We start from the raw sequence: 21721 nt of genomic DNA, 5'->3' as shown, positions 1-21721 counted from the left end.
CGGCAGATGGCCGGTCATGGACATGACCTCAGCGACCTGCCGGAACCTTGAGCTGGTCGAGCTCGCGGCGAGCGGCGGGCAGACCGAGCACGACCGGCCGGTCCGGCCGCTCCTGCCCGAGGTGCCAGCCCGCCCAGATCGCGTTCGCGTCCAGCGCGATGACGACATCGGCCTGCGCCAGAAACTCGCGCACGTCGGGACGGCTCTGAACGCGCTTCCAGTAGGCCTTGCTGAGGTTCTTGCTGGTCCGCGAGGTCCGGACGAACTTCACCGGACCGATCTTGTTCGCGGCCCGGCCGACCTTGCGGCGAACCTTGCGGTAGCGCCAGCGCACGGCCTGCTTCACCCGGGCCGTGCCCCACGGCATCGGCTCCGGCCGCTTCTTCGGGTGGTGCCCGTGGCCGTGACCATGACCGTGTCCGTGGCCATGACCGTGGTCACCGTCGGCGTGCTGCTCGGCCGCGGCCGGCGTCAGCTCGTCACCGGTGACGGACTTCGGGTCCGAGACGGACTCCGGCGCGATCACGGCATCCGGCGACTCGTCGAACTCGTCTCCGTCGTCCTCCGCGTCCTCGTCGTACTCGTCATCGTCGTCGAAGTCGTCGTACTCGTCCTCGGCGGTCGGCATCCGGCCCGGGCCGATCAGCGTGAACGTGTTGACCTTGTCGTCGACGACGTCGATCGGCGCCAGCCAGCCGATCACGTCCAGGACCAGATCGTCGCCACCCCCGAGGTCCTCGCGGATGGTGTCGAAGTAGTCCGGCTTCAGCCGCTTGGTGCTCATCAGCACAACCTTCTGCTGTGTCATGCGTGCACCTCGCTCTTCTTCTTCACGACGTCGGCAAGCGCTTCGATGCGCGGGTCCATGACCAGGTCGCGCCGGTAGCCGGCGCCGAACTCGCGCGCCTTCTGGCGAATCCCCTCGTCGGCCGTGCGTGCCGCGTGCGCAGCCTCGATCAACGCTGCTGCGATGGCCTCCGGCGTCACGTCGGTGACCGGGAACCAGAGCGGATGACCACGCAGTACGTCGGATGCCGCGTTCTCGGGGTCGTGGACCGACACGACCGGCAATCCGGTCGCCAGGTACTCGAAGACCTTGCCGCTGGTCACGTACTTGCCCTTGCCCAGCATCAGCAGCTGGACGTCGAACTCGTCGTACGCCTTGGCGATCTCGGCCTTGCCGACCGGGCCTTCGTAGCTGACGCCTTCCGCAGAACCCGAGTTGATCGCGGCCAGCATGTCCGGCCGCGGCACCGCGTAGTACCCGAGGTAGCCGTGGATCTTGGCCTTCGCGTCGGCCAGCTCCTCGGACTGCTCGACGGCGATCTTCCAGCCGTCGACGAAGTCCTGCAACGGAACCTTGGGCGACACGGTTCCGACGTACCCGAAGGTCAGCGGGCGATCGACGACCGCGCCCCGGTCCTGGGTGTCCGGGACCAGCTCCGGGTCGAAGCCGTTGGCCACGACGTGCATCTTGCCGGCCTGCTCCGGGTAGAGCTCGACGTGCCACTCCTTGATCGGGTCGTTGACGAACCAGACCTCCTGAGCGGCGTCGACGAGCTTCTTCTCCCACTTCGCGGCCCGGCTGTTCGGTTCGTGCAGCCGGTTACCACTGAAGACGTCGAGCAGCCAGGCGTCGCGGTAGTCCATCACGTAAGGCACGTTCGCCTTCTCGTGCAGGTGGTACGCCGCCGTGAACGCGACATGCGGGTTCGCCGTGGCGACGGTCAGGTCGACCGGGTTCTCGGCGTGGATCCGGTCCGCGGCCTCCTCGATCACCGAGCGCCAGGGGCCGTAGCCGTGCTCGGGGAAGGGGATCAGGTCCTGCTTGTTGCGCCACTTGCTCCACAACCGTGGGTTGCGCGCCCGGGCCTTCGGCCAGCGGCGCAGGTCGGTCTCCATGACCGGCCAGTCGAAGGGCACCCGGACCACCTCGACCGAGGGGTCGACCCTGTCCTCAAGGGTCGCGTCGGCTCCGGTGAACCGGTAGAAGGTCTCACGCTCGGCCGTCAGCACCGTCACCTTCCAGCCGAGCGCGGCGAACCGGTTCGCGGTTGCCAGCGCCCGGTACACACCGCCACCCCGGCAGGGGGGAAACCCCCAGGCGACGTACAACATGTGTGGGCGGTCGGTCATGCCCGTCCTCTCAGGAGTCATGCTCTCAGCAGGTTCAGGATTGCGTCGGCCAATTCGTCGTACGGCGTCGTGGTGGGCAGATTGGCGGCCGCCCACCGGATCGCGTGGTCGCGCAGTTTCTCCAGCTCACCGGGGTCCGCGGACCAGCGTCGCAACGTCTCCGACGCCTCGGCCACCGAGTCCACCAGGACTCCGCCACCGGACTCCTCGATCACCCGGGTCTGCCGTGGCAACCGGGTGGACAGCACTGGGAGACCGCTGGCCAGGTACTCGTAGATCTTCGACGGCATCGCTTCCACGAACGCCGGGGTCGGCTGCAACATGGCCAGGCTGGCCCAGGCACCCTGGGTCAGCCGCCATGCGTCAGCCGGTGGCTGACGGCCGTGCAGGCGGACCCGCCCGGCCAGATCGGCCCGGTTGATCCGGACCTCCAACTCGTCACGGTCGCTCGGCGCCACCGGTCCGACCAGGTCCAGCGACCAGTCCGGAGCCGCGGCGACCGTCTCGACCATGTCGAACAGTCCACGGCTGGCGCGCAGGTCCCCGACGTACACCGCGCGCGGCGTGCCCGTGGGCGGCGTCGGCGCGAGGAACGGAATGTAGGGAAAGTTCTGCACAACCAGGCGTTGTTTCGCCTCGTGCGGGGCAAGGTGGGAATCGGCGACAACTGTCAGGTCGGCGCCGGCCGCCAGTTTGGAGCTGGCCCGGACGATCATCCGGGCCGGCAGTCCGGCCGGACCCTTCGCCCAGGCCCGGTCCGCCAGCAGGCGGGTGTAGTCCTCGTGCACATCGGCGACCATCTTGCGCCGCCGCAACGTGGTGACGAGCCGCGTCACCGGGATCATGTCCGGGTCGACCGTCATCACCACCTTGGCCTTGGTCCGCCACGGCAGCACCGCCGTCCGGGCCAGCCGCTGCACCAGGTTGCCGCGCGGACCGGCGTGCACGACAGCGCCCGCCGGACCACCCTCAGGCTCGCCGAGGCCCCACAGCTCGACACTGAGGTCGCGGTGCTGCAGGGCCGCGGTGATCTTGTGCAGACGCGCATCGGCGACGTCGTGGCCGGTCGTGATGATGCCCACGTCCGGCGCTGTCCTGCCAGGCATCGTCAGAGGTCCTCGAGCGAAACTGCCTCGGCGGCGCCGACCTTGAGGAAGTGGGTGTACGCGTCGATGACCTCCTTGGGCTCGCCGCGCATCATCACCTTGCCCTTGTCGATCCAGATGCAGTCGTTGCAGAGCTCGCGGACACTGCTCATCGCGTGGCTGACCAGGAACATCGTCCGGCTGTTGGTGACGAGCTCCTTCATCTTGTCGGCGGCCTTGGTCTTGAACTTGGCGTCACCGGCCGACAGTGCCTCGTCGATCAGCAGGATGTCCGGGTCCATGTGCACGGCGACCGCGAAGGCGACCCGGGCGAACATGCCGGACGAGTACGTCCGCATCGGCATCTCCATGAAGCCTTCACCGAGCTCGGCGAAGGCCTCGATCTCCTCGTACCGCTCCTGCACCTGCTTGCGGGTCAGGCCGGCCGCGAGACCACCGAGGACGACGTTCTCCTTGCCGGACAGCTGGGCGTTGAAGCCCACGCCGAGCGACAGCAGCGTGCTGACCCGGCCGTGCACCTCGATCCGGCCCGAGGTCGGCGGCAGGATGCCGGCGATCGCCCGCATCAGCGTCGACTTGCCGGCGCCGTTGGCGCCGATGATGCCGATCGTGCTGCCGTGCGGCACATCGAAGGAGACGTTCTGGACGGCCTTGACCTCGCGGACCGCGCGCTCGCCACGGCCGAACCGGACGATCGCGCTCTTGAAGGTCGGCACCCGCTCGAACGTGGTCCGGTAGGTGATGGAGACGTCCTGGACCTTGACGGCCGGACTTGAGTCGACGTTTGACATGGTCTTCTTCTCGGCCTCAGAGACGGACAGCGAACTCACGCTCCCTCGACATGAAGAACAGCGAACCGACCAGCAGCGCGGCCACCGCCCACGCCACGCCGCCGATCCACAGTTCGGCGTCCGGCATCTTGGCGCGGACCAGCAGATCGGTCCAGCCGCCGAGGAGGGAGTAGAGCGGGTTGTACTGGATGAAGTCCTGGAACTTCGCCGGCGCCTTCTCGGCGAACCACAGCACGGGCGACAGGTACAGCCAGATCCGCATGAAGTACGGCAGGAAGCTGGACGTGTCGCGGAAGTACACCTGCACGGCCGCGAAGATCATGCTCATCCCGGCCGCGAACATCGTCAGCAGGATCAGGAAGACCGGTGCCAGCAGCATCACCCAGTGCAACGGCTGCCGGGTGAGCAGGTGGATGGCCGCGTACACACCCATCGTCGGCAGGAAGCGGAAGAAGGCCGTCCGCAGCGCCGACAGCGGGAGCAGCATCCGCGGGAAGGCCATGTTCATCAGCAGCTTGCCGCCGCCGACCACACTGCCGGCGCCGGTCGTGACCGCGCCCTGGAAGTAGTAGAAGGCGAACAGGCCACCACACATATGCGCGAAGATCGCGCCGGAGTCCTGACGGGCGGCACCGCCCGCGATGATGTCGGTGAGTAGGTAGTACACCCCGGCGAGCAGCAACGGGTTGATGACCAACCAGATCTGCCCGAAGAAGGTGTTGGTGTTGGCCGCACGGATACCGGTGCGCGACATCTCCGCCGCGAACACGCGGCGTTCCCAGAGTGCTTTGAAGTACGGGCGCAAGGGCGGCAGACCGGCCTTGTGCGGTTCGTACACATGCACCGACGGGTTGAATGCCTCGTCGACGCTAGTCGCGTTCATTCAGGCGACGCCTCTCTCTGCCATGAAAGTCCTGTCCACGTTCAGCCGCTGGTGTTCGTTTGACCGGGCCACGCAGACCGGGAAGAGAGTAGCGGATCGGCTCCGGCGCCGATGACACAACGGTCCTCCAGTGTGAGCAACGACGTACGCACGGCTACCGGCGTCGCGCCCCGATCGAACCGGCCACCGGCGCTCCGGTCGGCTTCGATCGTTATCCGGAATATACATTTGACGGCTCGCAGGCACCAAAACGCCTTCCAGCGCATGGAAATGACACAGCGCCGATGCTCGTCAGCAGCCTCGGCGAACACCAGTGAACAAGGTCAAATCCCGGTCAATTCACCAGTACGACGTACGGGGCGACCCTGAAGTTCGCGATACCGCCTACGGGCGGGGTCCCAGGGGTGCCTTGTGGCCGGGGCGAGCCGCGCGGTGGACGTCGTGTCCCCGCATCCCCATGGACAGCCTCACCATCCACGGAGCACCGCTCAGCACCACCTGGGACCTCACACGGGGCACGATGACCAGGGCGGCGGTCATCGCGCCAGAGGCCGCACAGGAAGGCGGTACCGTCGAACGACGGGCACCGGGGACGGCAGAACCGAGACGGACGGCAGCGCGGGCTGGGTGGCGCGGCACCGGTCGCATCGGGCTCTCCTTCTCATCGGCCTCACGATGGAGATGCACAGTTTGTACACCCTCCAACACGGCCGGTGATGGCACGGGAGTGCGAGGGCACCGATACGCCGGGATCGAGACCCAACCGAAACGGGCTCCGCTGACGGAACAGCGAACAACCGCCAGAATTGGAACAGCAGCCCGGCGGCGCTCAGGTGGTCCGTCGCCGGGCTGCTGGACCTCAATTCTCGCTCACAACTGCGCGGAAATGGTGGCCGGATGGTGACACGGCACAAGAATGCTGACAGAACAACAAAGATCGCTGCCTGCATTCACCAGGACACGGACAGTGCGGATCGCGCTGGAGTGCCCGACCTAGGCTGGAGAGGCGGTAGCGGACGGTGACGGCTTTCGGAAGGGAGGGACGAGTCGTGAGCAGCACGGACACGGAGCGTGCCGATCATTTGCGCGTGCTCGGATTGACCGACGACCAGATCAAGGTCTACCAGCATCTGCTGCGGATCGGGCCCTCGTCGATCACCGAGCTGGACGACGGCGTCCCGGACCGGTCGGCGGCGATCGACACCGTGCTCGGCGGGCTGGTCCAGGCGGGCCTGGCACGCCGGTCCGGGTCCGACCACTCACGCTTCCTGCCAGTGCCTCCGGACGCCGGTCTGGAGGCGATGACGCTGCGCCGCGAGTCCGAGCTCAAACAGGCCCGGATCGAAGTCCTGAACGCGTACGACGAGTTCCGCCGTACCGTGCATAACGAGTCGACCACGCATTTGATCGAGGTCGTCACCGGCAGCGCGATCGTCGAGCGGATCCACCAGATCAAGGGCAGTGCGCAGCGCGAGATCCTCGCGATCGACTCCCCGCCGTACTACATCGGCGGACCGAACCAGGAGGAGATCGAGCAGCTCAGCCGCGGCGTCGCCTACCGGGTCGTGTACTCACCGGAGTCGGTCGAGGTGCCCGGGTACCTGACCGAGAACATCCTGCCCTGTGTCGAAGCCGGCGAGCAGGCGCGCGTACTGCCCGACGTACCGGCCAAGCTGACCATCATCGACGGCTCGATGGCGTTCGTGTCGATGTCGGTGCGCGACACCGACGTGAACCGCTCGTTGCTGATCATCCGGCCGAGCAGCCTGCTGACCGCGCTGATCGGGATGTTCGAGCTGTGCTGGCGCAATGCGCTGCCACTGCACGCCTCGGTGGGCACGGAGGACGACCGGCTGGAGCCGATCGAGCGTCGGCTGCTTGCCTTGCTTGCAACCGGCGCTGCGGACGACACCATCGCTCGTACGCTCGGGATCAGCCGTCGGACGTTCTTCCGCTACCTGGAGAGGCTGATGAACCGCACCGGCGCCAGCACCCGCTTCCAGCTCGCCCTGCACGCCGCGCGGGAGAACTGGCTATGACTTCGAGAGGGCCAAGGCGAGTTTGAGACGGGCTCGTTCGTAGTCGTTGCCCTGCTGGGGAAACGAGACGCGCGGGCCGGCCTCGTCGAGGACGGCAGGGACGATCTGCTCGACCGTCCGATCGACGAGGTCGTCCAGACCGCGTTCGCGCGCCATCGTCAGGTACAGGTGGTCCTGGATGCCCCGGCGGAAGTTGGCGAGCTGGATCGTCGAGATCGGGCCGGCGATGCCCCGGTTCTGGTCGGGGTAGATGAGGTCCTCCCCCGGGTACATCAGGACGCCGTCGCCGTTGGCCCACCAGCCACGCTTGTTGTGGAACGTGACCGGATCCACCCAGACGTTCTGGTTCCGCTCGCGACCCGGCAGCACCTGCCGATTGTGCCGCCAGTGGTTGGTGTGCCAGTAGAAGTACGTCGGTACGTCGTGCTTGAACGCCGCCCAGATTGTGGCGCGCGGATCGGTGGCCGGCGACTCGATCACCACCGAGCCGATGTTCGGCCGTTGACCGTTGTAGAACCACATGTCCCGGCCCTGCTTGCGCAGTACGTCCGCGGCCTTCGAGTCGTACAGATCGGCAACCGTCGCCCAGATGTCGATCGCGTCACCCAGACCGGCGTCGTACGCGTGGGTGACGAAGATCGGCAGCGGCGCGCCTGACTCCCGCACGGCTGCGGACAACGAGCGGATGTACTCGAACTCTTCGGCCCCGGGCTCGTCGGGCATGTACAGAAAGGTCGTCTTCCCCGGCAGATTGTGCGCCAGCCAATCGGTCCACAGTGGCGCGTTGGCCTTGGCTTTCTCGGGGGTGTCGAAATCCGGTTCCGGACCGTAGAACGTGCGCGGGACGAGGTTGTTCCCAACGCCCTCGCCAGGGCCTTCGTACCCGTTCGCCTTGGTGAAATCCGCGCCGGTGAAACGTGATCGGGCGGCACTGGCCTTCGCGATGTCGTAGCCGTCCACGAACTCGACCCGATGGCGATGCGCGAACCGGTGGAACACCGGATCGAGATTGCGTCCGTACCGCAGCTCGACCTGTGAACCCTCGTAGTAGAACATCGCGTCGATGCTGTTCTGATCGGGCAGCGTGAACGCGAAGACCGTCAACTCGACAGGCACGACCCGGACCTGATGATCCGCGCGCACCTCGATCTGGCCGCGATAGATCCCCGCCGGCGCATGCCGCGGAATGTAGACGTCGAACCAGAAAACCTGGTTGGTCGCAGCCGGCACGGAGAGCGGAAACCCGCCGTGGGCCGCATTCTCCGGAACGAGCTGAACCGGTTTGTTTCCCAACGGGTCCGGCGGCTCGGCCGGCGAATCACGCAGATAGATCCAGTCCGCGTTGGACTTCTCGCGAATGCTCATACAACGCTCGGAGAAGACCTGGATCTGCCGGCCGATCGTGTACGACGGATCCGCGGCCGGCGGTGCGTACCGGATCACACCGGGCCCACCCACCTGCCGCAGTACCGGCAACCGAACCTCGAGCGCGCCGATACCGCCGGCACCGGCCTGCGCCACAAGCTGGAACGCAACCACCTCATTGCGCGCGCCGAAAACGCGCGCAGTGTGACCGTCCCAAGCGCTGTTGCGTTGCTTGTTCGGATTCGCCAAGTCGTCGGCTTCGATCTTCTCGCCGTCGTTCACCGCCCACAGCGCCGCAAGCGGTTCAGCCCCCGGCTTCACAGCCAGGGGCACCACCACCGAGAGACTCCCTGCCAGTAGCGATCGGCGCGACAGCTGCACTGTCTCAGCCCTAATCCGATTCAACGCTGCGCCGGGGCGAACTCCTTTGCGACGACCTCGGCGATCTGGGCGGTGTTCAGGGCGGCACCCTTGCGCAGGTTGTCGCCGCAGACGAACAGCTCCAGGGCGTTCGGGTCGTCGAGTGACTTGCGCACGCGGCCGACCCAGGTCGGGTCGGTGCCGACGACGTCGGCCGGGGTCGGGAACTCGCCCTCGGCCGGGTTGTCGAACAGCAGCACGCCTGGGGCATCCCGCAGTACCTCACGGGCGCCATCGGCGTCGACCTCGTGGGCGAACCGCGCGTGCACCGACAGCGAGTGCGTGGTGACGACCGGGACGCGGACACAGGTCGCGGAGACCTTCAGGTCCGGCAGGCCGAGGATCTTGCGGGACTCGTTGCGGACCTTCAGCTCCTCCGAGCTCCAGCCGCCGTCCCGGAGCGACCCGGCCCACGGTACGACGTTCAGCGCCAAGGGCGCCGGGAACGGACCGAGCCCGTTGCCGACAACACGCCGTACGTCGCCTGGGGTCTTCCCGAGCTCGCGGTTGCCCGCCACCTTGGTGAGCTGGTCGTAGAGGGCGTCGATGCCCTCCTGACCGGCGCCGGAGGCTGCCTGGTACGACGCGACCACGAGCTGCTCGAGCTCGTAGCGGTGGTGCAGTGCGCCCATCGCCACGATCATCGACAGAGTCGTGCAGTTCGGGTTCGAGATGATGCCCTTCGGGCGGTTGCGGGCCGCCTCGGCGTTCACCTCGGGGACCACCAGCGGGACGTCCGGGTCCATCCGGAAGGCGCCCGAGTTGTCCACCACGACGGCACCGGCCGCGGCCGCGATCGGCGCCCAGTGCGCCGACACCTCGTCCGGTACGTCGAACATCGCGACGTCGATGCCGTCGAAGGCGGCCTCGCTGATCGCGACCACCTCGACCTCTTCGCCGCGGACCAGCAACTGCTTCCCCGCGGAGCGCTCGGAGGCGATCAGCCGGATCTCACCCCAGACGTTCTCCCGGGTCGAGAGCAGGGCCAGCATCACCGTGCCGACGGCGCCGGTCGCGCCGACCACCGCCAGTGATGGCAGACCTGTCCGGTCGTCGATCGTGTTCTCCACAGCGCTCACAGGGGTCACCGTCCAGTTCCTCCGTACACGACAGCCTGGGTGTGCTCGTCGTCCAGATCGAATGCGGTGTGCGCCGCGGTCACGGCAGCATCCACCAGATTCTCGTCCACCACCACCGAGATCCGGATCTCCGAGGTGGAGATCATCTCGATGTTCACGCCGGCGTCGGCGAGCGCTGAGAAGAACTTCGCCGAAACGCCCGGGTGCGAACGCATGCCGACCCCGACCACCGAGACCTTGCCGATCTGGTCGTCGTACAGCAGCTGCTCGTAGCCGACCTCGTCCTTCATCCGGGCCAGCGCGGACATCGCCCGGGACCCGTCGACGCGCGGCAGCGTGAAGGAGATGTCGGTCCGGTTGGTCGCGACCGCCGACACGTTCTGCACGATCATGTCGATGTTGGTCTCGGCACCGGCGACGGTCTGGAAGATCCGGGCCGCCTCACCCGGCTTGTCCGGTACACCGACCACGGTGATCTTGGCCTCGTTGCGGTCCTGGACCACGCCGGAGATGATCGCCTGTTCCATCTGTTCGAGTTCCTTCGCATCGACAACCCAGGTGCCTTCCTTCTGCGAGAAGGAGGAACGCACATGAACGGGGACGTTGTAACGCCGCGCGTACTCCACGCAGCGCAGGTGCAGCACCTTGGCGCCACAGGCGGCCATCTCGAGCATCTCCTCGTAGGAGATCTTCGGGATGTGCTTCGCGGCCGGCACGATCCGCGGGTCCGCGGTGAAGATGCCGTCGACGTCGGTGTAGATCTCGCAGTAGTCGGCCTCCAGCGCGGCGGCCAGCGCGACCGCGGTGGTGTCGGAGGCGCCCCGGCCCATCGTGGTGATGTCCTTGGTGTCCTGCGCCACCCCCTGGAACCCGGCCACGATCGCGACATGTCCCTCGGCCAGCGCCTCTTCCAGGCGGCCGGGAGTGATGTCGATGATCCGGGCGTTCCCGTGCGCGGACGTGGTGATCACGCCGGCCTGGGAGCCGGTGAAACTGCGCGCCTCGTAGCCGAGGTTCGCGATCGCCATCGCCAGCAGGGCGGCCGAGATCCGCTCACCCGAGGTGAGCAGCATGTCGAGCTCGCGCGGCGGCGGCAGCGGAGAGACCTGTTTGGCCAGGTCCATCAGCTCGTCGGTGGTGTCACCCATGGCCGAGATGACGACGACCACGTCGTTGCCGGCCTTCTTCGTAGCGACGATTCTCTGGGCCACACGCTTGATGCAATCGGCGTCGGCGACCGAAGAACCGCCGTACTTGTGCACGACGCGTCCCACAGCTGTGTCTCCTCAAAACCACTGGTTGCGGTACGCCGTGCGGCACTGCACCAGGCGTAGTCTCGGGGCTCATTCTAGCCGTGACCTCGTCGTTGCCTACCGGCCGACCAGACCTCGGGCGGATGCTGCGGGGAATCGCCGGGGCGCCGGGAGGTTCGCCCGTGCCGGCCCGGCCGAGCCGGAAGGCCTCCGGCGGAGTGGACCACTTGTTCATATAAGTCATCACTGAAACAATGGCCGGCGTGCACGCGTTCGACATCCTCGGCGACCCGGTCCGGCGCCGGATCCTGGAGCTGCTGGCCGACGGCGAACTGCCGGCCGGCAGCATCGCCGCGACGATCAACGCGGAGTTCGGCATCAGTCAACCGGCCGTTTCGCAACATCTGCGCGTCCTCCGCGACAACGGATTCGCCACGGTTACCGTGGCCGGGACGCGTCGCCTGTACGCCGTCGCCCCGGAACCCTTGCGCGAGATCGACGGGTGGCTGGACCGGTACCGGAAGTTCTGGGACAACCGGCTGGACGCCCTGGAGACCGAGATCCATCGCGGCCGCCACTGAGCCGCAACCTTCCGCCCACTCCCTGCATCGAGGTTGTAGACGACCAAGGAGACGCGGATGCGAGCGATCATTGCCAACCTGTGCATGTCGGAAGACGGGATCGTGGACCGGCCGGAGCGCTGGCTGCCAGCACCGGCACTCGGCAGTGTGATCGACGAACTGGCTGCGGGCGCGAACACCGTGCTGCTCGGCCGCCGTACCTACGAGCAGTACGCCGGATCGGTCGCGGGACTGCGGTCCGTCCGCAAGCTCGTGCTCGCGTCGACCCCGGTGGCGTACCAGCCGCACAGCGAAGTCCTGAAGGGCGATCCGCGCCGGGTGCTCGCCGCTCTCAAGCAGGTGCCCGGTCCGGACCTGCATGTGATCGGGAGCCTCGCTCTGATCCGCTCGCTGCTGCGGTGGCGGCTGCTGGACGATGTGACGTTGCAGATCCACCCGGTGCGCGCCGGACAGGGCACCGCACTCGACCGGCGCTCCTTCAAGCTCGTCTCTTTGTGCGCTGGGCTTTCCGGCACTCTCGAGGCGGGCTACAAGGTGCACTACGCGGCGACCGGAGCACTCTCGAGTGTGGACTCGGCCGGCCGATGGGGCGGCACCCGCAGTACGGCGAGTGTGCCGAGCACGCCGAGGACTGCCATCAGGGCCCACGCGTAACGGACGCCGAAGGTCTCGACCACCACACCACCGATAGCCGAACCGGCCGCAGAGCCGAGCATCCCGCCGCTGAGCACCCAACCGAACATCTCGGTCCGGGCAGCGGCCGGGGTGATCGCGCCGAGCCGCTCGTAGAGCGCACCGACCGTCGGTGCGATCAGACAGCCGGACGCGAAGAGTCCGATCGCCAGGGCGACCACTGAAGCGGTCGCGAAGAAACAGCCGGCGATCAGCACGGTGAAGACCAGCATCCGCTTCCAGACGTAGGAGTCGCGGCCACCCGGTAGCGCTCCGCCGACCAGTCCACCGATCAGGCTGCCGAGCGCGGCCACGGTCTCGAGGATGCCCGCGATCAGCCGGTTGCCGTGCTCATCCGCGAAGGCGACGATGCCGAGCGACATCGCGGCGAAGCCCGTCACCATGCAGGCGAACGCGAGCACCAACGGCAGCCGGTGGCGATGCAGCAGCAGTTGTTTGGCAGTGGGCCGCTCGGTGTCCGCCGGGAGACTGGTAGCTGTGGACTGCTGCTTCAGCCCGAACCACCAGATCGCAGCGGCAGCCAGAACCGCACAGGACAACAGACCGGCCCGCGGACTGGCGATGCTGACGATGACTGCGCCGAGCATCGGCCCGACAACGAACAGCAGCTCGGTGGCCGATGCATCGAGCGCGTAGAGGACCCGGAGCCGACCGCCTTGCGCCAACCGCGGCCAGGCGGCCCGGGAGGTCGAGGCGACCGGCGCGACGCACAGACCGGCCAGAGCGGCCGCAACCGGTAGCACGCGGTACCAGCTGTACGGCAGTACCGCAGTCACGGCCATCATCAGCGCCCACGCCATCCCGGTGACGATCACGACCCGGCGCGCGCCCCGTCGGTCCGCCATCCGGGCCCAGACGACGCTGGCGACCGCCGTACCGATGGAGTAGGCACCTGCGACCACACCGGCCCAGCCGAAGTTCCCAGAGGCGTCCTTGGCCAGGAACGCCAGCGGGACCATCGTCGCCATCACCGGCATCCGGGCAGTCAGCGCTGCCGCGAGCAGCGTCATCACACCAGGGGTTCGCCAGAGATCGCGGTACGCCGTCAGGTCCATGACGATGATTCTGTCCTGACAAAGTCGTGCGGCGCCTCGGGATTTCTCCCTATCTTGATCGCGTGAGAGTATGCGAACATATGTTCGTGGCGGCGGACACGGCGAAAATCCTGCATGCCGACCTGGACGCGTTCTACGCGTCGGTCGAGCAGCGGGACGACCCGCGCCTGCGCGGCCGCCCGGTGATCGTCGGCGCCGGCGTCGTGCTCGCCTGCAGCTACGAGGCCAAGGCGCTCGGCGTGCGGACGGCGATGAGCGGCGGCCAGGCCCGGCAGCGCTGCCCGCAGGCGATCGTCGTCGAGCCGCGCATGTCGGCGTACCTGGAGGCCAGCCGGGCGGTCTTCAAGGTGTTCGAGGACACCACGCCGCTGGTCGAGGGGTTGTCGATCGACGAAGCGTTCCTCGATGTCGGCGGTCTCGCGAAGATCTCCGGTACGCCGGTCGAGATCGCGCGCCGATTGCGTGCCGACGTACTGGCGCGGGTCGGGCTGCCGATCACGGTCGGGGTGGCGCGGACGAAGTTCCTGGCGAAGGTCGCGAGTGGGATCGCCAAACCGGACGGGCTGCTCGAGGTGCCCCCGGCGTACGAGCTGGAGTTCCTGCATCCGTTGGATGTTTCGCGATTGTGGGGCGTCGGCGAGGTGACCGCGGAGAAGCTGCGGACCCGCGGCCTGACCAAGGTCGGCGATGTCGCCCAACTACCCGAGGCCGCGCTGGTCGCCATGCTCGGCCGAGCCTCCGGGCGCCACTTACACGCACTCGCTCACAACCGCGACCCCCGACCGATCGAGGTCGGCAAGCGCCGACGATCAATCGGCTCGCAACGCGCCCTCGGCCGCTCCCCGAAATCCCCGGCAACCCTCGACGCCATCCTGGCCGGCCTCGTCGACCGAATCACCCGCCGGATGCGCTCCGCCGGCCGCTCCGGCCGCACCGTCACCCTCCGCCTCCGCTTCGACGACTTCACCCGCGCCACCCGCTCCCACACGTTGCCTCAAGCAACAGACCAGACCCGAGCCGTCCTCATCACCGCCCGCGCCCTACTGGCCGCCGCCCAGCCCCTCATCACCACCCAAGGCCTCACCATGATCGGCATCTCAGTAGGCAACCTGGAAAACGAAGCCGCCCTCCAACTAGCCCTCCCCTTCGACAAAGCCGCCAACAACGAACTAGACGCAGCCCTCGACCAGGTCAAAGACAAATTCGGCACCAACGCCATCACCCGAGGCATCCTCCTAGGCCGAGACCAAGGCCTAACCGTCCCCATGCTCCCGGACTAGCGGACGTTTGCGGAGCGCATGACGGTCATGAGCGGGGGTAGCCGATTTCGGCTATTCCTTCGGCGAGGTCGGGGAGGCGGCGTTCGCGGTTGAGGGAGGTTACGACGTACTCGGTGAGTGGCATCAGGGCGTAGATGTGGCGGATGGGCTCGATGTCGAGTTCGACACCGAAGTAGTCCTCGGCGAATGACAGGTACGCCTCCGGGCGCCCGTCCGCGAGGAGTTCGAACAGGTAGTTCGCCCCATCGCGGTTCACCTCCACCGGGCCGGTTCGCCAGGCGTCGTCGGTGATGGTTCGCCAGAAGCAGACAGTCGCGCGCGGGACACCCTCATCGCAGAACGCCGGTTCGTCGCGTGCCGCGTGGAAGACCTCCGGGATGCCGTCCAGCAGTCCCGGCCAGACCTTCCTGCCGTTCGCGTACGGCGACATCGGCGACTCGTGGTCGAACCCGTACACGAACGCACCATCAGGCGAGAACACGATCGAGTACTCGTTGCCCGAACCGTCCCGCATCAACGCGGTTTCCTCGGTCTCCGACCAGCGGGCGTCGAACGCGAAGAACGGCAGGATGTCGTCGTCCCCGCCGAGCACCAGATCGAGGACGGCGAGCGCGCGACTGACCCGGCGGACCGCTCCGATATCGGGCAGCCGCCGGATCACCTCATAGACCGACACCGCGCGGACTACCGGCGCTGGACGGCTTCCTCGGCGACCTCGACCAGCTCGCGGTCGGTGGCCTCGGTCTCCGGGTCGTGGGCCGGCTCCAGCCGGTCGTGCGCGATCAGCGACTGGATCGCCCGCAGTACGGCGCTCGCGGCCGCGCCCCAGGTGGACACGTACGAGAACTGCCACCACCACAGCGCCTCGACGATCCGGCCCTCTTCGTAGTGCGCCAGGCCGTGCACGAGGTCGGTCGCGATCGCGGTCAGGTCGTCGGAGAGCCGGTTCACGGTGATCTCCGGCGGCGCGGCATACGGGTCGAAGACCTCGGCGTACTCGTCGAGGCCCTCGAACAGCACCGCCAGCCGGTCCCGCATCGCGTCCAGATCCGGATCCGGGCCCGCGTCGGACTCGAAGCGCTCCTCCGGGACAAAGTCCTCGAAGGCACCCAGCCGGCCGCCGGCCAGCAGCAGCTGGCTGACCTCGAGCAGCAGGTACGGCAACGAGGCGAGTCCCTCGTCGACGCCGTCCTCGTCCGGCTGCGCGGCGATGTCGCGCACCGAGATCAGGAAGCTCTGCACCTGGTCGGCGATCTGTTCCGCGAACTCGGTCAGGTCGTCCGAGCCGATGCTCAGCGTGCGCTCTGCCATATCGGTTGATTCAGTCATCGATCGATCGTCGCCCTTCAAACGCCCGTCCGAGTGTGACCTCGTCGGCGTACTCGAGGTCACCGCCTACTGGAAGTCCACTAGCCAATCGGGTCACGCGCAAGCCCATGGGCCGCAGCAACCGGCTCAGGTACGTCGCCGTCGCCTCGCCCTCGAGGTTCGGATCGGTGGCCAGGATGATCTCCATGACCTCGCCACCGGCCAGCCGCTGCAGCAGTTCCTTGATCCGCAGCTCGTCCGGCCCGATGCCCTCGATCGGCGAGATCGCCCCGCCGAGCACGTGGTAGCGGCCGCGGAACTCGCGGGTCCGCTCGATCGCGACCACGTCCTTGGCCTCTTCGACCACGCAGATCAGGCTCAGGTCGCGGCGCGGGTCCCGGCAGATCCGGCACTGCGGCTCCTCCGCGACATTGCCGCAGATCTCGCAGAACTTGACCTTCTCCTTCACCTGCACCAGCACGTGCGCCAGCCGCCGTACGTCGGTCTCGTCGGACGCCAGCAGGTGGAACGCGATCCGCTGGGCAGACTTCGGCCCTACGCCCGGCAACCGGCCGAGCTCGTCGATGAGGTCCTGAACGGCCCCCTCGTACACGTCAGACCGGGTTCTGGCCGGGCGGACCGGACGGCTTGGTGAAACCGATCCCGCCACCGGGCAGCTCAGAGCTCGGCTCGTCACCGGCCGGGCCACCGAAACCGGGCAGGCCACCGGCCAGCGGGCCCATCGCCTGTGCGGCAGCGGCCTTCGCGTTCTCCGAGGCGTCCCGGACCGCGGCCACGATCAGATCGGCCAGCGTCTCGGTGTCGTCGGGGTCGACAGCTTCCTTCTTGATGTCGAGGCTGAGCAGCTCACCGGTGCCCGAGACCAACGCGGTCACCAACCCACCACCGGCCGAGCCCGCGACCTCCTGGGTCTCCAGGTCGGCCTGCGCCTTCATCAGCTGGTCCTGCATGGCCTGAGCCTGCGCGAGCAGGTTGGACATGTCGAAACCACCAGCACCGCCACCGTCGAACACGCGATCTCCTCGTCGAGCCGCCACCGAATTCCCACCAACCCTAGCCGGTCACCCCGACAACCCCTCGATCCCCCGGAAACCGACCAGTCTCCCCAAGTTTTCCACAGGGCTGTGGACAGCTTCACCCACACCCCTGTGGAACGTGTGGAAACCTGCGCCGGTTACCCACAGACACTGTGGGTAACCGGTGGACAACTACCGCTGCAGCGCCAATCGCGCACCGAGTCCGATGAACAATCCACCGGTAGTCGCATCGAGCCGCCGCCGGGCCTTCTCCCGGGTCCGCAGCCAACCGCCGATCCGCCCGGCGGTCACCCCGACCGCTCCGTCCACCAGGAACTCGAGCGCGACCAGCACCACCCCGAGGATCGCGAACTGCACCCACAGCGCGCCCCGCGACGGGTCGACGAACTGCGGCAGAAACGCCAGCGTGAACGTCACCATCTTCGGGTTGATCAGATTGGTCAGCAGCCCCATCGAGTAGGCCCGCCGACCGGACACACCGGCATTCTCCGCGTTCTCGTCGAAGCCCTTGCCTCGTTTGCGGATCAACTGGATCCCCATGAACACCAGATAGGCGCCACCCACGATCCGGGTCACCGTGAAGGCAGCCGGCACCGCGTGGAACAACGCGACCAACCCAGCCGCGGCCAACGCCACATGAATGATCTCGCTGGTGGCGACCCCAGCCGTGGCCAGGATCCCGGCCCTGGCGCCGCCGCGGATCCCACAACCCAGCACGAACAACATGTCCGGCCCCGGCACCACCATCGCCAGCAACGTCGTCAGAACGAACGCAACAAAGACCTGCTCATCGATTGGCACCCCTCGATCGTCACACGACGAGGTGCTTTCTCACCTGGTCCCGTTGGTTTCTTCGAGAATGATCTCGGCCCCGAGCGTGTCCCGCAGCAGATCCGTGTGCGACCGCGAGTCCTCCTCGAGGACCACATCGTCCTCACCGATCGCGTCCGCCTCTTCCTCCGGCGTCAACGCCTTGGCCTCGACGACAGGCGCAGCCGCACTACGCCGAGCCTGCTCAGCCGCCACCGCCGCCTCAGCCGCCCGCCGCTTACTAGCAGCCTGCTGCCCTCGGTCCCCCTCGCCGCCAGCCACTGCTTCCGCCGGCACCGACACCGTCTGAGCCGCTGCTGCCGGAGCCCTTACTGCCGGTGTGCTCTGCTCCCACGCCTCAGGCTCCGGTACGTCGTACTCCGGATCCGGCGGCGGTTCCTGCAAAGCCACAGCCCCCGCCTCGTCCCCCCAACTCCCCGACCGAGCAGCACCAGCTCCACTCTTAACAACGACTGCCGCGGGGGTCGACGAGACACCGCCTCCCCCAACCGACCCGCCACCCGCCGCATCGCCGCCCGGCACAGCACCTGCGGCACCCGCACGCCCACTTGCGGCACCCGCACCCCCACCTGCAGCACTCGCACCACCGCCCGCGGCACCTGCTCCGCCACCCGCACCGAACTCACCGCTCGCTCCCGGGCCTCCACCTGCAGGGGCCGTGGATCCACCAGCCGGCGTCCCGCCTCCGCCGCCCACCGAACCACCAGGCGCCGGCGAATTCGCCCCACCCTGCGGCCCACCACCCCGCGGCGCAGCAACCCCGCCACCACCCGCACCCGGATCAGCGGACGGATCAACCACAGCCTCGATCCGCCGGTTCAACCCGATCGTGTCGATCATGGCTTCCCGCAGAATCTCGTCACTCCCGGACCGCGCAAAGCTCTCCCGCGCCCCGGCATTGACCATCCCCAGCGTCAACGTCTGGTCATCAACCGCAATAACCTGCGAATTCTGGCTCAGCATGATCCAAGCGAACCGCCGCTTAGCCTTAACAGCCTCCAAAACCTGAGGCCACAACCGCCGAACATCCGCCAACCCCACAGCCCCCGCCGACGCCCCACCAGCAGCAGGAGCCGCCGCGGACGCAGCCGCAGCCGCAGGCGCAGGCGCAGGCGCAGCAGCCTGCGAACTCACCCCCGCCGGCTCATCCCCCCACGCCCCTTGCCGCCCACCAGCAGCACCTGGGACTCCGCCTGCGGCATTTGCTCCACCGCTCGCACCATCGGGCGCTCCGGCTGCGGAGTCAGCCGCGCGGCCCCCGTCAGCCCCGGCAGCCGTCCCGGCCCCGCCTGGCCCACTCACCGAACTTGCGGCGGCAGCGGCGCGAGGTGGCACGGCGCCACCTGCCACATCGCCGCCGGCGGGACCACCGGCTACCTGACCACGGTCAGGTGCGATAGCGCCCGCCGTACCAGAGCTTGCCTGCGCAGGCGCGCTCTGAGCCGCACCACCATCAGCTCCTCCACCAGCGGCAGCGCGGGCGGCGGCTCGGCTGGAGGCAGCGTCGGGGGCAGGCTCGGAAGCGACATACCCAGCGTCCGCCGCAGCGGGAACACCCATGGACAGCCGGCGCTCCATGCGGTCGAGCCGCGCCTGAATCCCGTTCGTGGAATCGTCCGCGCCCGGCAACAGCACCTTCGCGCAGATCAGCTCGAGCTGCAGCCGCGGCGCCGTCGCACCACGCATCTCCAACAAGCCGGCAGCAACAATGTCCGCAGCCCGCGTCAGCTCAGCAGAACCAATCCCCGCCGCCTGAGTCTGCAGCCGCTCACCCTGGTCCTCAGCAGCCTCGATCAGCCCCGACACCACCGCATTAGGCACCGCGGACAGCACCACGAGATCCCGCAACCGCCGCAGCAGATCCTCCGCGAACCGCTTCGGGTCCTGCCCGGTCTCGATCACCTTCTCGACAGTCTCGAACACAGCCTTGCTGTCATGCGCCGCGAACCCATCCACACACGCATCGAGCAGCGAATCCGGCGTGAACCCGAGCAGCGCAACCGCCAGCTCATACGTCACCCCAGCCGGCCCCGCACCACCGATCAACTGGTCGAGCACACTCAGGGAGTCACGCACAGACCCCGCCCCCGCGCGCACCACCAACGGCAGCGCGGCCGGCTCAATCGCAACACCCTCGGACTCGCACAGCGTCGCCATGTAGTCGCCGAGCACCTTCGGCGGCACCAGCCGGAACGGATAGTGGTGCGTCCGGGACCGGATCGTCCCGATCACCTTGTCAGGCTCAGTCGTGGCGAAGATGAACTTCAGATGCGGCGGCGGCTCCTCGACCAGCTTCAGCAGGGCGTTGAAGCCCTGCGTGGTCACCATGTGCGCCTCGTCGATGATGTAGATCTTGTAGCGACTCTCGACCGGCGCGAAGAACGCCCGCTCCCGCAGATCCCGCGCGTCGTCGACACCACCGTGCGACGCGGCGTCGATCTCGATCACGTCGATACTGCCCGGCCCACCGCGAGCCAGGTCGGTACACGACTTGCAGACCCCGCACGGCTCGGCGATCGGGCCCTTCTCGCAGTTGATCGCCCGGGCCAGGATCCGGGCGCTGGTGGTCTTGCCACACCCGCGCGGACCGGAGAACAGATAGGCGTGATTCACCCGGTTGTTGCTCAGCGCGTTCCGCAGCGGCGCGGTGACGTGATCCTGGCCGATGACCTCGGCGAACGTCTCCGGGCGATACCGGCGGTACAACGCAAGGGGTGCTTCCACGCCGCAACCCTAGCGCCGCCCGCCGACAAAACCACCGCCGCCCGGATCGGATCCGCGCGCCGGTCCCGCCCCACCTAGGGTGAGCGGATGGGCTCCGGTGACGAGCGGTACGACGTGATGATCCAACGCGCCCAAGAGCGCCTCCCGGCCGACGACCGCGTACTGGCCGTCTACCTGATCGGCAGTTACGCGACCGGCGCCGAGGACCGCTTCAGCGACCTGGACGTCCACCTGGTGGTGACCGACGCGAGTATCGACTGGTTCTCACAGCACTGGGACGACGTACTGCACGAAGTCGCCGGACCAACCGTCTTCACCGACCGCCTCCCCGGACTAGCCGGCGGCCTCGGCATCACCCCGGACTGGCTCCACGTAGACCTGATCGCGCACCCGCTCACGTCGTTCGACCGCTTCCAGTACGACGGTGTCCGCGTACTGTTCGACCGCGACGGCACCCTGTTCCCCGACGGCGACCAACCAGCCGAACACGGTCGCCCAGGAACGCCGTACTGGCCCGAACACGTCGTTCCGATGTTCTTCTACTTTCTAGGCAACCTGGTCACCGTCCTAGGCCGCGACGAACTGGTAGTCGCCAACCAAGGCATCGGCGTAGTCCGCGACCTCCTGATCCGCCTAATGCTCGCCGAACGCGGAGTCCGCCGTACCAGCGGCGCCAAACGCCTGAACGCCCTCCTGTCACCCGAACAACGAGCAACCCTGGAAGCAGTCCCACCAGCCACCTACAACCCCGCCGAAATCATCGCCGCCAACCAATACCTCTGCCACGAAATGCTCCACCGAGGCCAAGCCCTAGCCGACGCAACCGGCACCCCCTGGCCCACAACCTTCATCAACGCCACCCTCACCCACCTACACCGCCACCTAGGCGTCCCCTTCACCTAACCACCCCACCACTCCGCTACCCGGAACCTCTTCGCCGCCCACCCTCTACGACCAATGCAATCCCCGATTGCCTCACGCATCTCAGCTCCGGCCTTCGCCTGACCGGGGTGCCATTTCTCGGGGGTGTGGAGACCGCATGGTGGGTGTCAACAAGAAGTCACCTGTTCCTGCCCACCATGTCCTGTCCAAGCCCCCGGTTGTTGGGCGCGGCGGAGG

The 21721-nt window shown here is 67.6% G+C and carries 20 protein-coding genes; 5 read left to right on the top strand and 15 right to left on the bottom strand.

Going from position 1 to position 21721, the window contains the following annotated elements; genetic code table 11:
- Positions 1-28 precede the first annotated feature (28 nt).
- From ABD231_RS09295 to ABD231_RS09275, 5 genes are read right to left on the bottom strand one after another with little or no spacing between them, the layout of a single operon-like run.
- Positions 29-808 (bottom strand): hypothetical protein, encoded by a 780-nt coding sequence (locus ABD231_RS09295; RefSeq protein WP_344148153.1) that lies wholly within the window; start codon positions 806-808, stop codon positions 29-31.
- Complete coding sequence (locus ABD231_RS09290) at positions 805-2136, bottom strand: glycosyltransferase (protein WP_344148150.1); 1332 nt, start codon at positions 2134-2136, stop codon at positions 805-807. Before ABD231_RS09290 ends, ABD231_RS09295 begins: the two co-directional genes overlap by 4 nt.
- 17 nt (positions 2137-2153) lie before the next feature.
- Positions 2154-3242 (bottom strand): glycosyltransferase, encoded by a 1089-nt coding sequence (locus tag ABD231_RS09285; protein ID WP_344148147.1) that lies wholly within the window; start codon positions 3240-3242, stop codon positions 2154-2156.
- Positions 3243-3244: 2 nt separating this feature from the next.
- Positions 3245-4033 carry an ABC transporter ATP-binding protein gene (locus ABD231_RS09280; RefSeq protein WP_344148144.1) on the bottom strand — a complete coding sequence of 263 codons (789 nt, stop codon included), beginning with the start codon at positions 4031-4033 and terminating at the stop codon, positions 3245-3247.
- Positions 4034-4049: 16 nt separating this feature from the next.
- Positions 4050-4916: an ABC transporter permease gene (locus tag ABD231_RS09275; RefSeq protein WP_344148141.1), complete on the bottom strand. Its 867-nt coding sequence runs from the start codon at positions 4914-4916 to the stop codon at positions 4050-4052.
- A 1049-nt stretch (positions 4917-5965) separates the two neighbouring features.
- On the opposite strand from ABD231_RS09275, the gene ABD231_RS09270 reads away from it, so the two are divergent.
- Positions 5966-6955 (top strand): helix-turn-helix domain-containing protein, encoded by a 990-nt coding sequence (locus ABD231_RS09270; RefSeq protein ID WP_344148138.1) that lies wholly within the window; start codon positions 5966-5968, stop codon positions 6953-6955.
- Here ABD231_RS09270 and ABD231_RS09265 read toward each other — a convergent pair.
- From ABD231_RS09265 to ABD231_RS09255, 3 genes are all read right to left on the bottom strand, one after another.
- A complete protein-coding gene (locus tag ABD231_RS09265; protein ID WP_344148135.1) occupies positions 6950-8659 on the bottom strand; it encodes a DUF4091 domain-containing protein in 1710 nt (569 codons plus the stop codon). The two genes, ABD231_RS09270 and ABD231_RS09265, sit on opposite strands and share 6 nt — an antisense overlap.
- A gap of 62 nt (positions 8660-8721) precedes the next feature.
- On the bottom strand, positions 8722-9819 hold the full coding sequence (locus ABD231_RS09260; RefSeq protein ID WP_344148132.1) for an aspartate-semialdehyde dehydrogenase: 1098 nt from the start codon (positions 9817-9819) through the stop codon (positions 8722-8724).
- Positions 9820-9824: 5 nt separating this feature from the next.
- Positions 9825-11093 carry an aspartate kinase gene (locus tag ABD231_RS09255; protein WP_344148129.1) on the bottom strand — a complete coding sequence of 423 codons (1269 nt, stop codon included), beginning with the start codon at positions 11091-11093 and terminating at the stop codon, positions 9825-9827.
- 242 nt (positions 11094-11335) lie between these two features.
- On the opposite strand from ABD231_RS09255, the gene ABD231_RS09250 reads away from it, so the two are divergent.
- The gene (locus ABD231_RS09250; RefSeq protein WP_425554161.1) at positions 11336-11653 is read left to right on the top strand and encodes an ArsR/SmtB family transcription factor; all 318 of its coding nucleotides are present in this window, start codon (positions 11336-11338) and stop codon (positions 11651-11653) included.
- A gap of 57 nt (positions 11654-11710) precedes the next feature.
- Complete coding sequence (locus ABD231_RS09245) at positions 11711-12307, top strand: dihydrofolate reductase family protein (protein ID WP_344148123.1); 597 nt, start codon at positions 11711-11713, stop codon at positions 12305-12307.
- On the opposite strand, the gene ABD231_RS09240 is transcribed toward ABD231_RS09245, so the two are convergent.
- Positions 12193-13401 (bottom strand): MFS transporter, encoded by a 1209-nt coding sequence (locus tag ABD231_RS09240; protein ID WP_344148120.1) that lies wholly within the window; start codon positions 13399-13401, stop codon positions 12193-12195. The two genes, ABD231_RS09245 and ABD231_RS09240, sit on opposite strands and share 115 nt — an antisense overlap.
- A gap of 62 nt (positions 13402-13463) precedes the next feature.
- On the opposite strand from ABD231_RS09240, the gene dinB reads away from it, so the two are divergent.
- Positions 13464-14681, top strand: coding sequence for a DNA polymerase IV (dinB, locus tag ABD231_RS09235; RefSeq protein ID WP_344148117.1), 1218 nt, complete (start codon positions 13464-13466; stop codon positions 14679-14681).
- 25 nt (positions 14682-14706) lie between these two features.
- Here the strand turns inward: dinB and ABD231_RS09230 are convergent, their stop codons facing one another.
- From ABD231_RS09230 to ABD231_RS09205, 6 genes are all read right to left on the bottom strand, one after another.
- On the bottom strand, positions 14707-15357 hold the full coding sequence (locus ABD231_RS09230; protein ID WP_344148114.1) for a hypothetical protein: 651 nt from the start codon (positions 15355-15357) through the stop codon (positions 14707-14709).
- Positions 15358-15365: 8 nt separating this feature from the next.
- On the bottom strand, positions 15366-16010 hold the full coding sequence (locus ABD231_RS09225; protein ID WP_132175992.1) for a DUF5063 domain-containing protein: 645 nt from the start codon (positions 16008-16010) through the stop codon (positions 15366-15368).
- Positions 16003-16602, bottom strand: a complete 600-nt coding sequence (gene recR / locus ABD231_RS09220; protein ID WP_344148108.1) for a recombination mediator RecR — start codon at positions 16600-16602, stop codon at positions 16003-16005. Before recR ends, ABD231_RS09225 begins: the two co-directional genes overlap by 8 nt.
- Position 16603: 1 nt before the next feature.
- Positions 16604-17023 (bottom strand): YbaB/EbfC family nucleoid-associated protein, encoded by a 420-nt coding sequence (locus tag ABD231_RS09215; protein WP_344148105.1) that lies wholly within the window; start codon positions 17021-17023, stop codon positions 16604-16606.
- A 195-nt stretch (positions 17024-17218) separates the two neighbouring features.
- A complete protein-coding gene (locus tag ABD231_RS09210; RefSeq protein WP_344148103.1) occupies positions 17219-17848 on the bottom strand; it encodes a LysE family translocator in 630 nt (209 codons plus the stop codon).
- Between the two features lie 30 nt (positions 17849-17878).
- On the bottom strand, positions 17879-20602 hold the full coding sequence (locus ABD231_RS09205; RefSeq protein ID WP_344148100.1) for a DNA polymerase III subunit gamma and tau: 2724 nt from the start codon (positions 20600-20602) through the stop codon (positions 17879-17881).
- Positions 20603-20689: 87 nt separating this feature from the next.
- On the opposite strand from ABD231_RS09205, the gene ABD231_RS09200 reads away from it, so the two are divergent.
- Positions 20690-21505, top strand: coding sequence for an aminoglycoside 6-adenylyltransferase (locus ABD231_RS09200; protein ID WP_344148097.1), 816 nt, complete (start codon positions 20690-20692; stop codon positions 21503-21505).
- Positions 21506-21721 lie beyond the last annotated feature (216 nt).

It is taken from the genome of Kribbella yunnanensis, assembly GCF_039529655.1.
In the GTDB taxonomy this organism is placed as follows: domain Bacteria; phylum Actinomycetota; class Actinomycetes; order Propionibacteriales; family Kribbellaceae; genus Kribbella; species Kribbella yunnanensis.
Note: the sequence above shows the minus strand (reverse complement) of the source record. Positions and strands in the feature narration are given on the sequence as shown.

What these genes read in the sequence shown, in the direction of transcription:
- ABD231_RS09200 (WP_344148097.1), top strand. Translation starts at nt 20,690, where the DNA reads ATGGGCTCCGGTGACGAGCGGTACGACGTGATGATCCAACGCGCCCAA.
- ABD231_RS09285 (WP_344148147.1), bottom strand. Translation starts at nt 3,242, where the DNA reads ATGCCTGGCAGGACAGCGCCGGACGTGGGCATCATCACGACCGGCCAC.
- ABD231_RS09275 (WP_344148141.1), bottom strand. Translation starts at nt 4,916, where the DNA reads ATGAACGCGACTAGCGTCGACGAGGCATTCAACCCGTCGGTGCATGTG.
- ABD231_RS09225 (WP_132175992.1), bottom strand. Translation starts at nt 16,010, where the DNA reads ATGACTGAATCAACCGATATGGCAGAGCGCACGCTGAGCATCGGCTCG.
- ABD231_RS09290 (WP_344148150.1), bottom strand. Translation starts at nt 2,136, where the DNA reads ATGACCGACCGCCCACACATGTTGTACGTCGCCTGGGGGTTTCCCCCC.
- ABD231_RS09240 (WP_344148120.1), bottom strand. Translation starts at nt 13,401, where the DNA reads ATGGACCTGACGGCGTACCGCGATCTCTGGCGAACCCCTGGTGTGATG.
- ABD231_RS09280 (WP_344148144.1), bottom strand. Translation starts at nt 4,033, where the DNA reads ATGTCAAACGTCGACTCAAGTCCGGCCGTCAAGGTCCAGGACGTCTCC.
- ABD231_RS09245 (WP_344148123.1), top strand. Translation starts at nt 11,711, where the DNA reads ATGCGAGCGATCATTGCCAACCTGTGCATGTCGGAAGACGGGATCGTG.
- ABD231_RS09295 (WP_344148153.1), bottom strand. Translation starts at nt 808, where the DNA reads ATGACACAGCAGAAGGTTGTGCTGATGAGCACCAAGCGGCTGAAGCCG.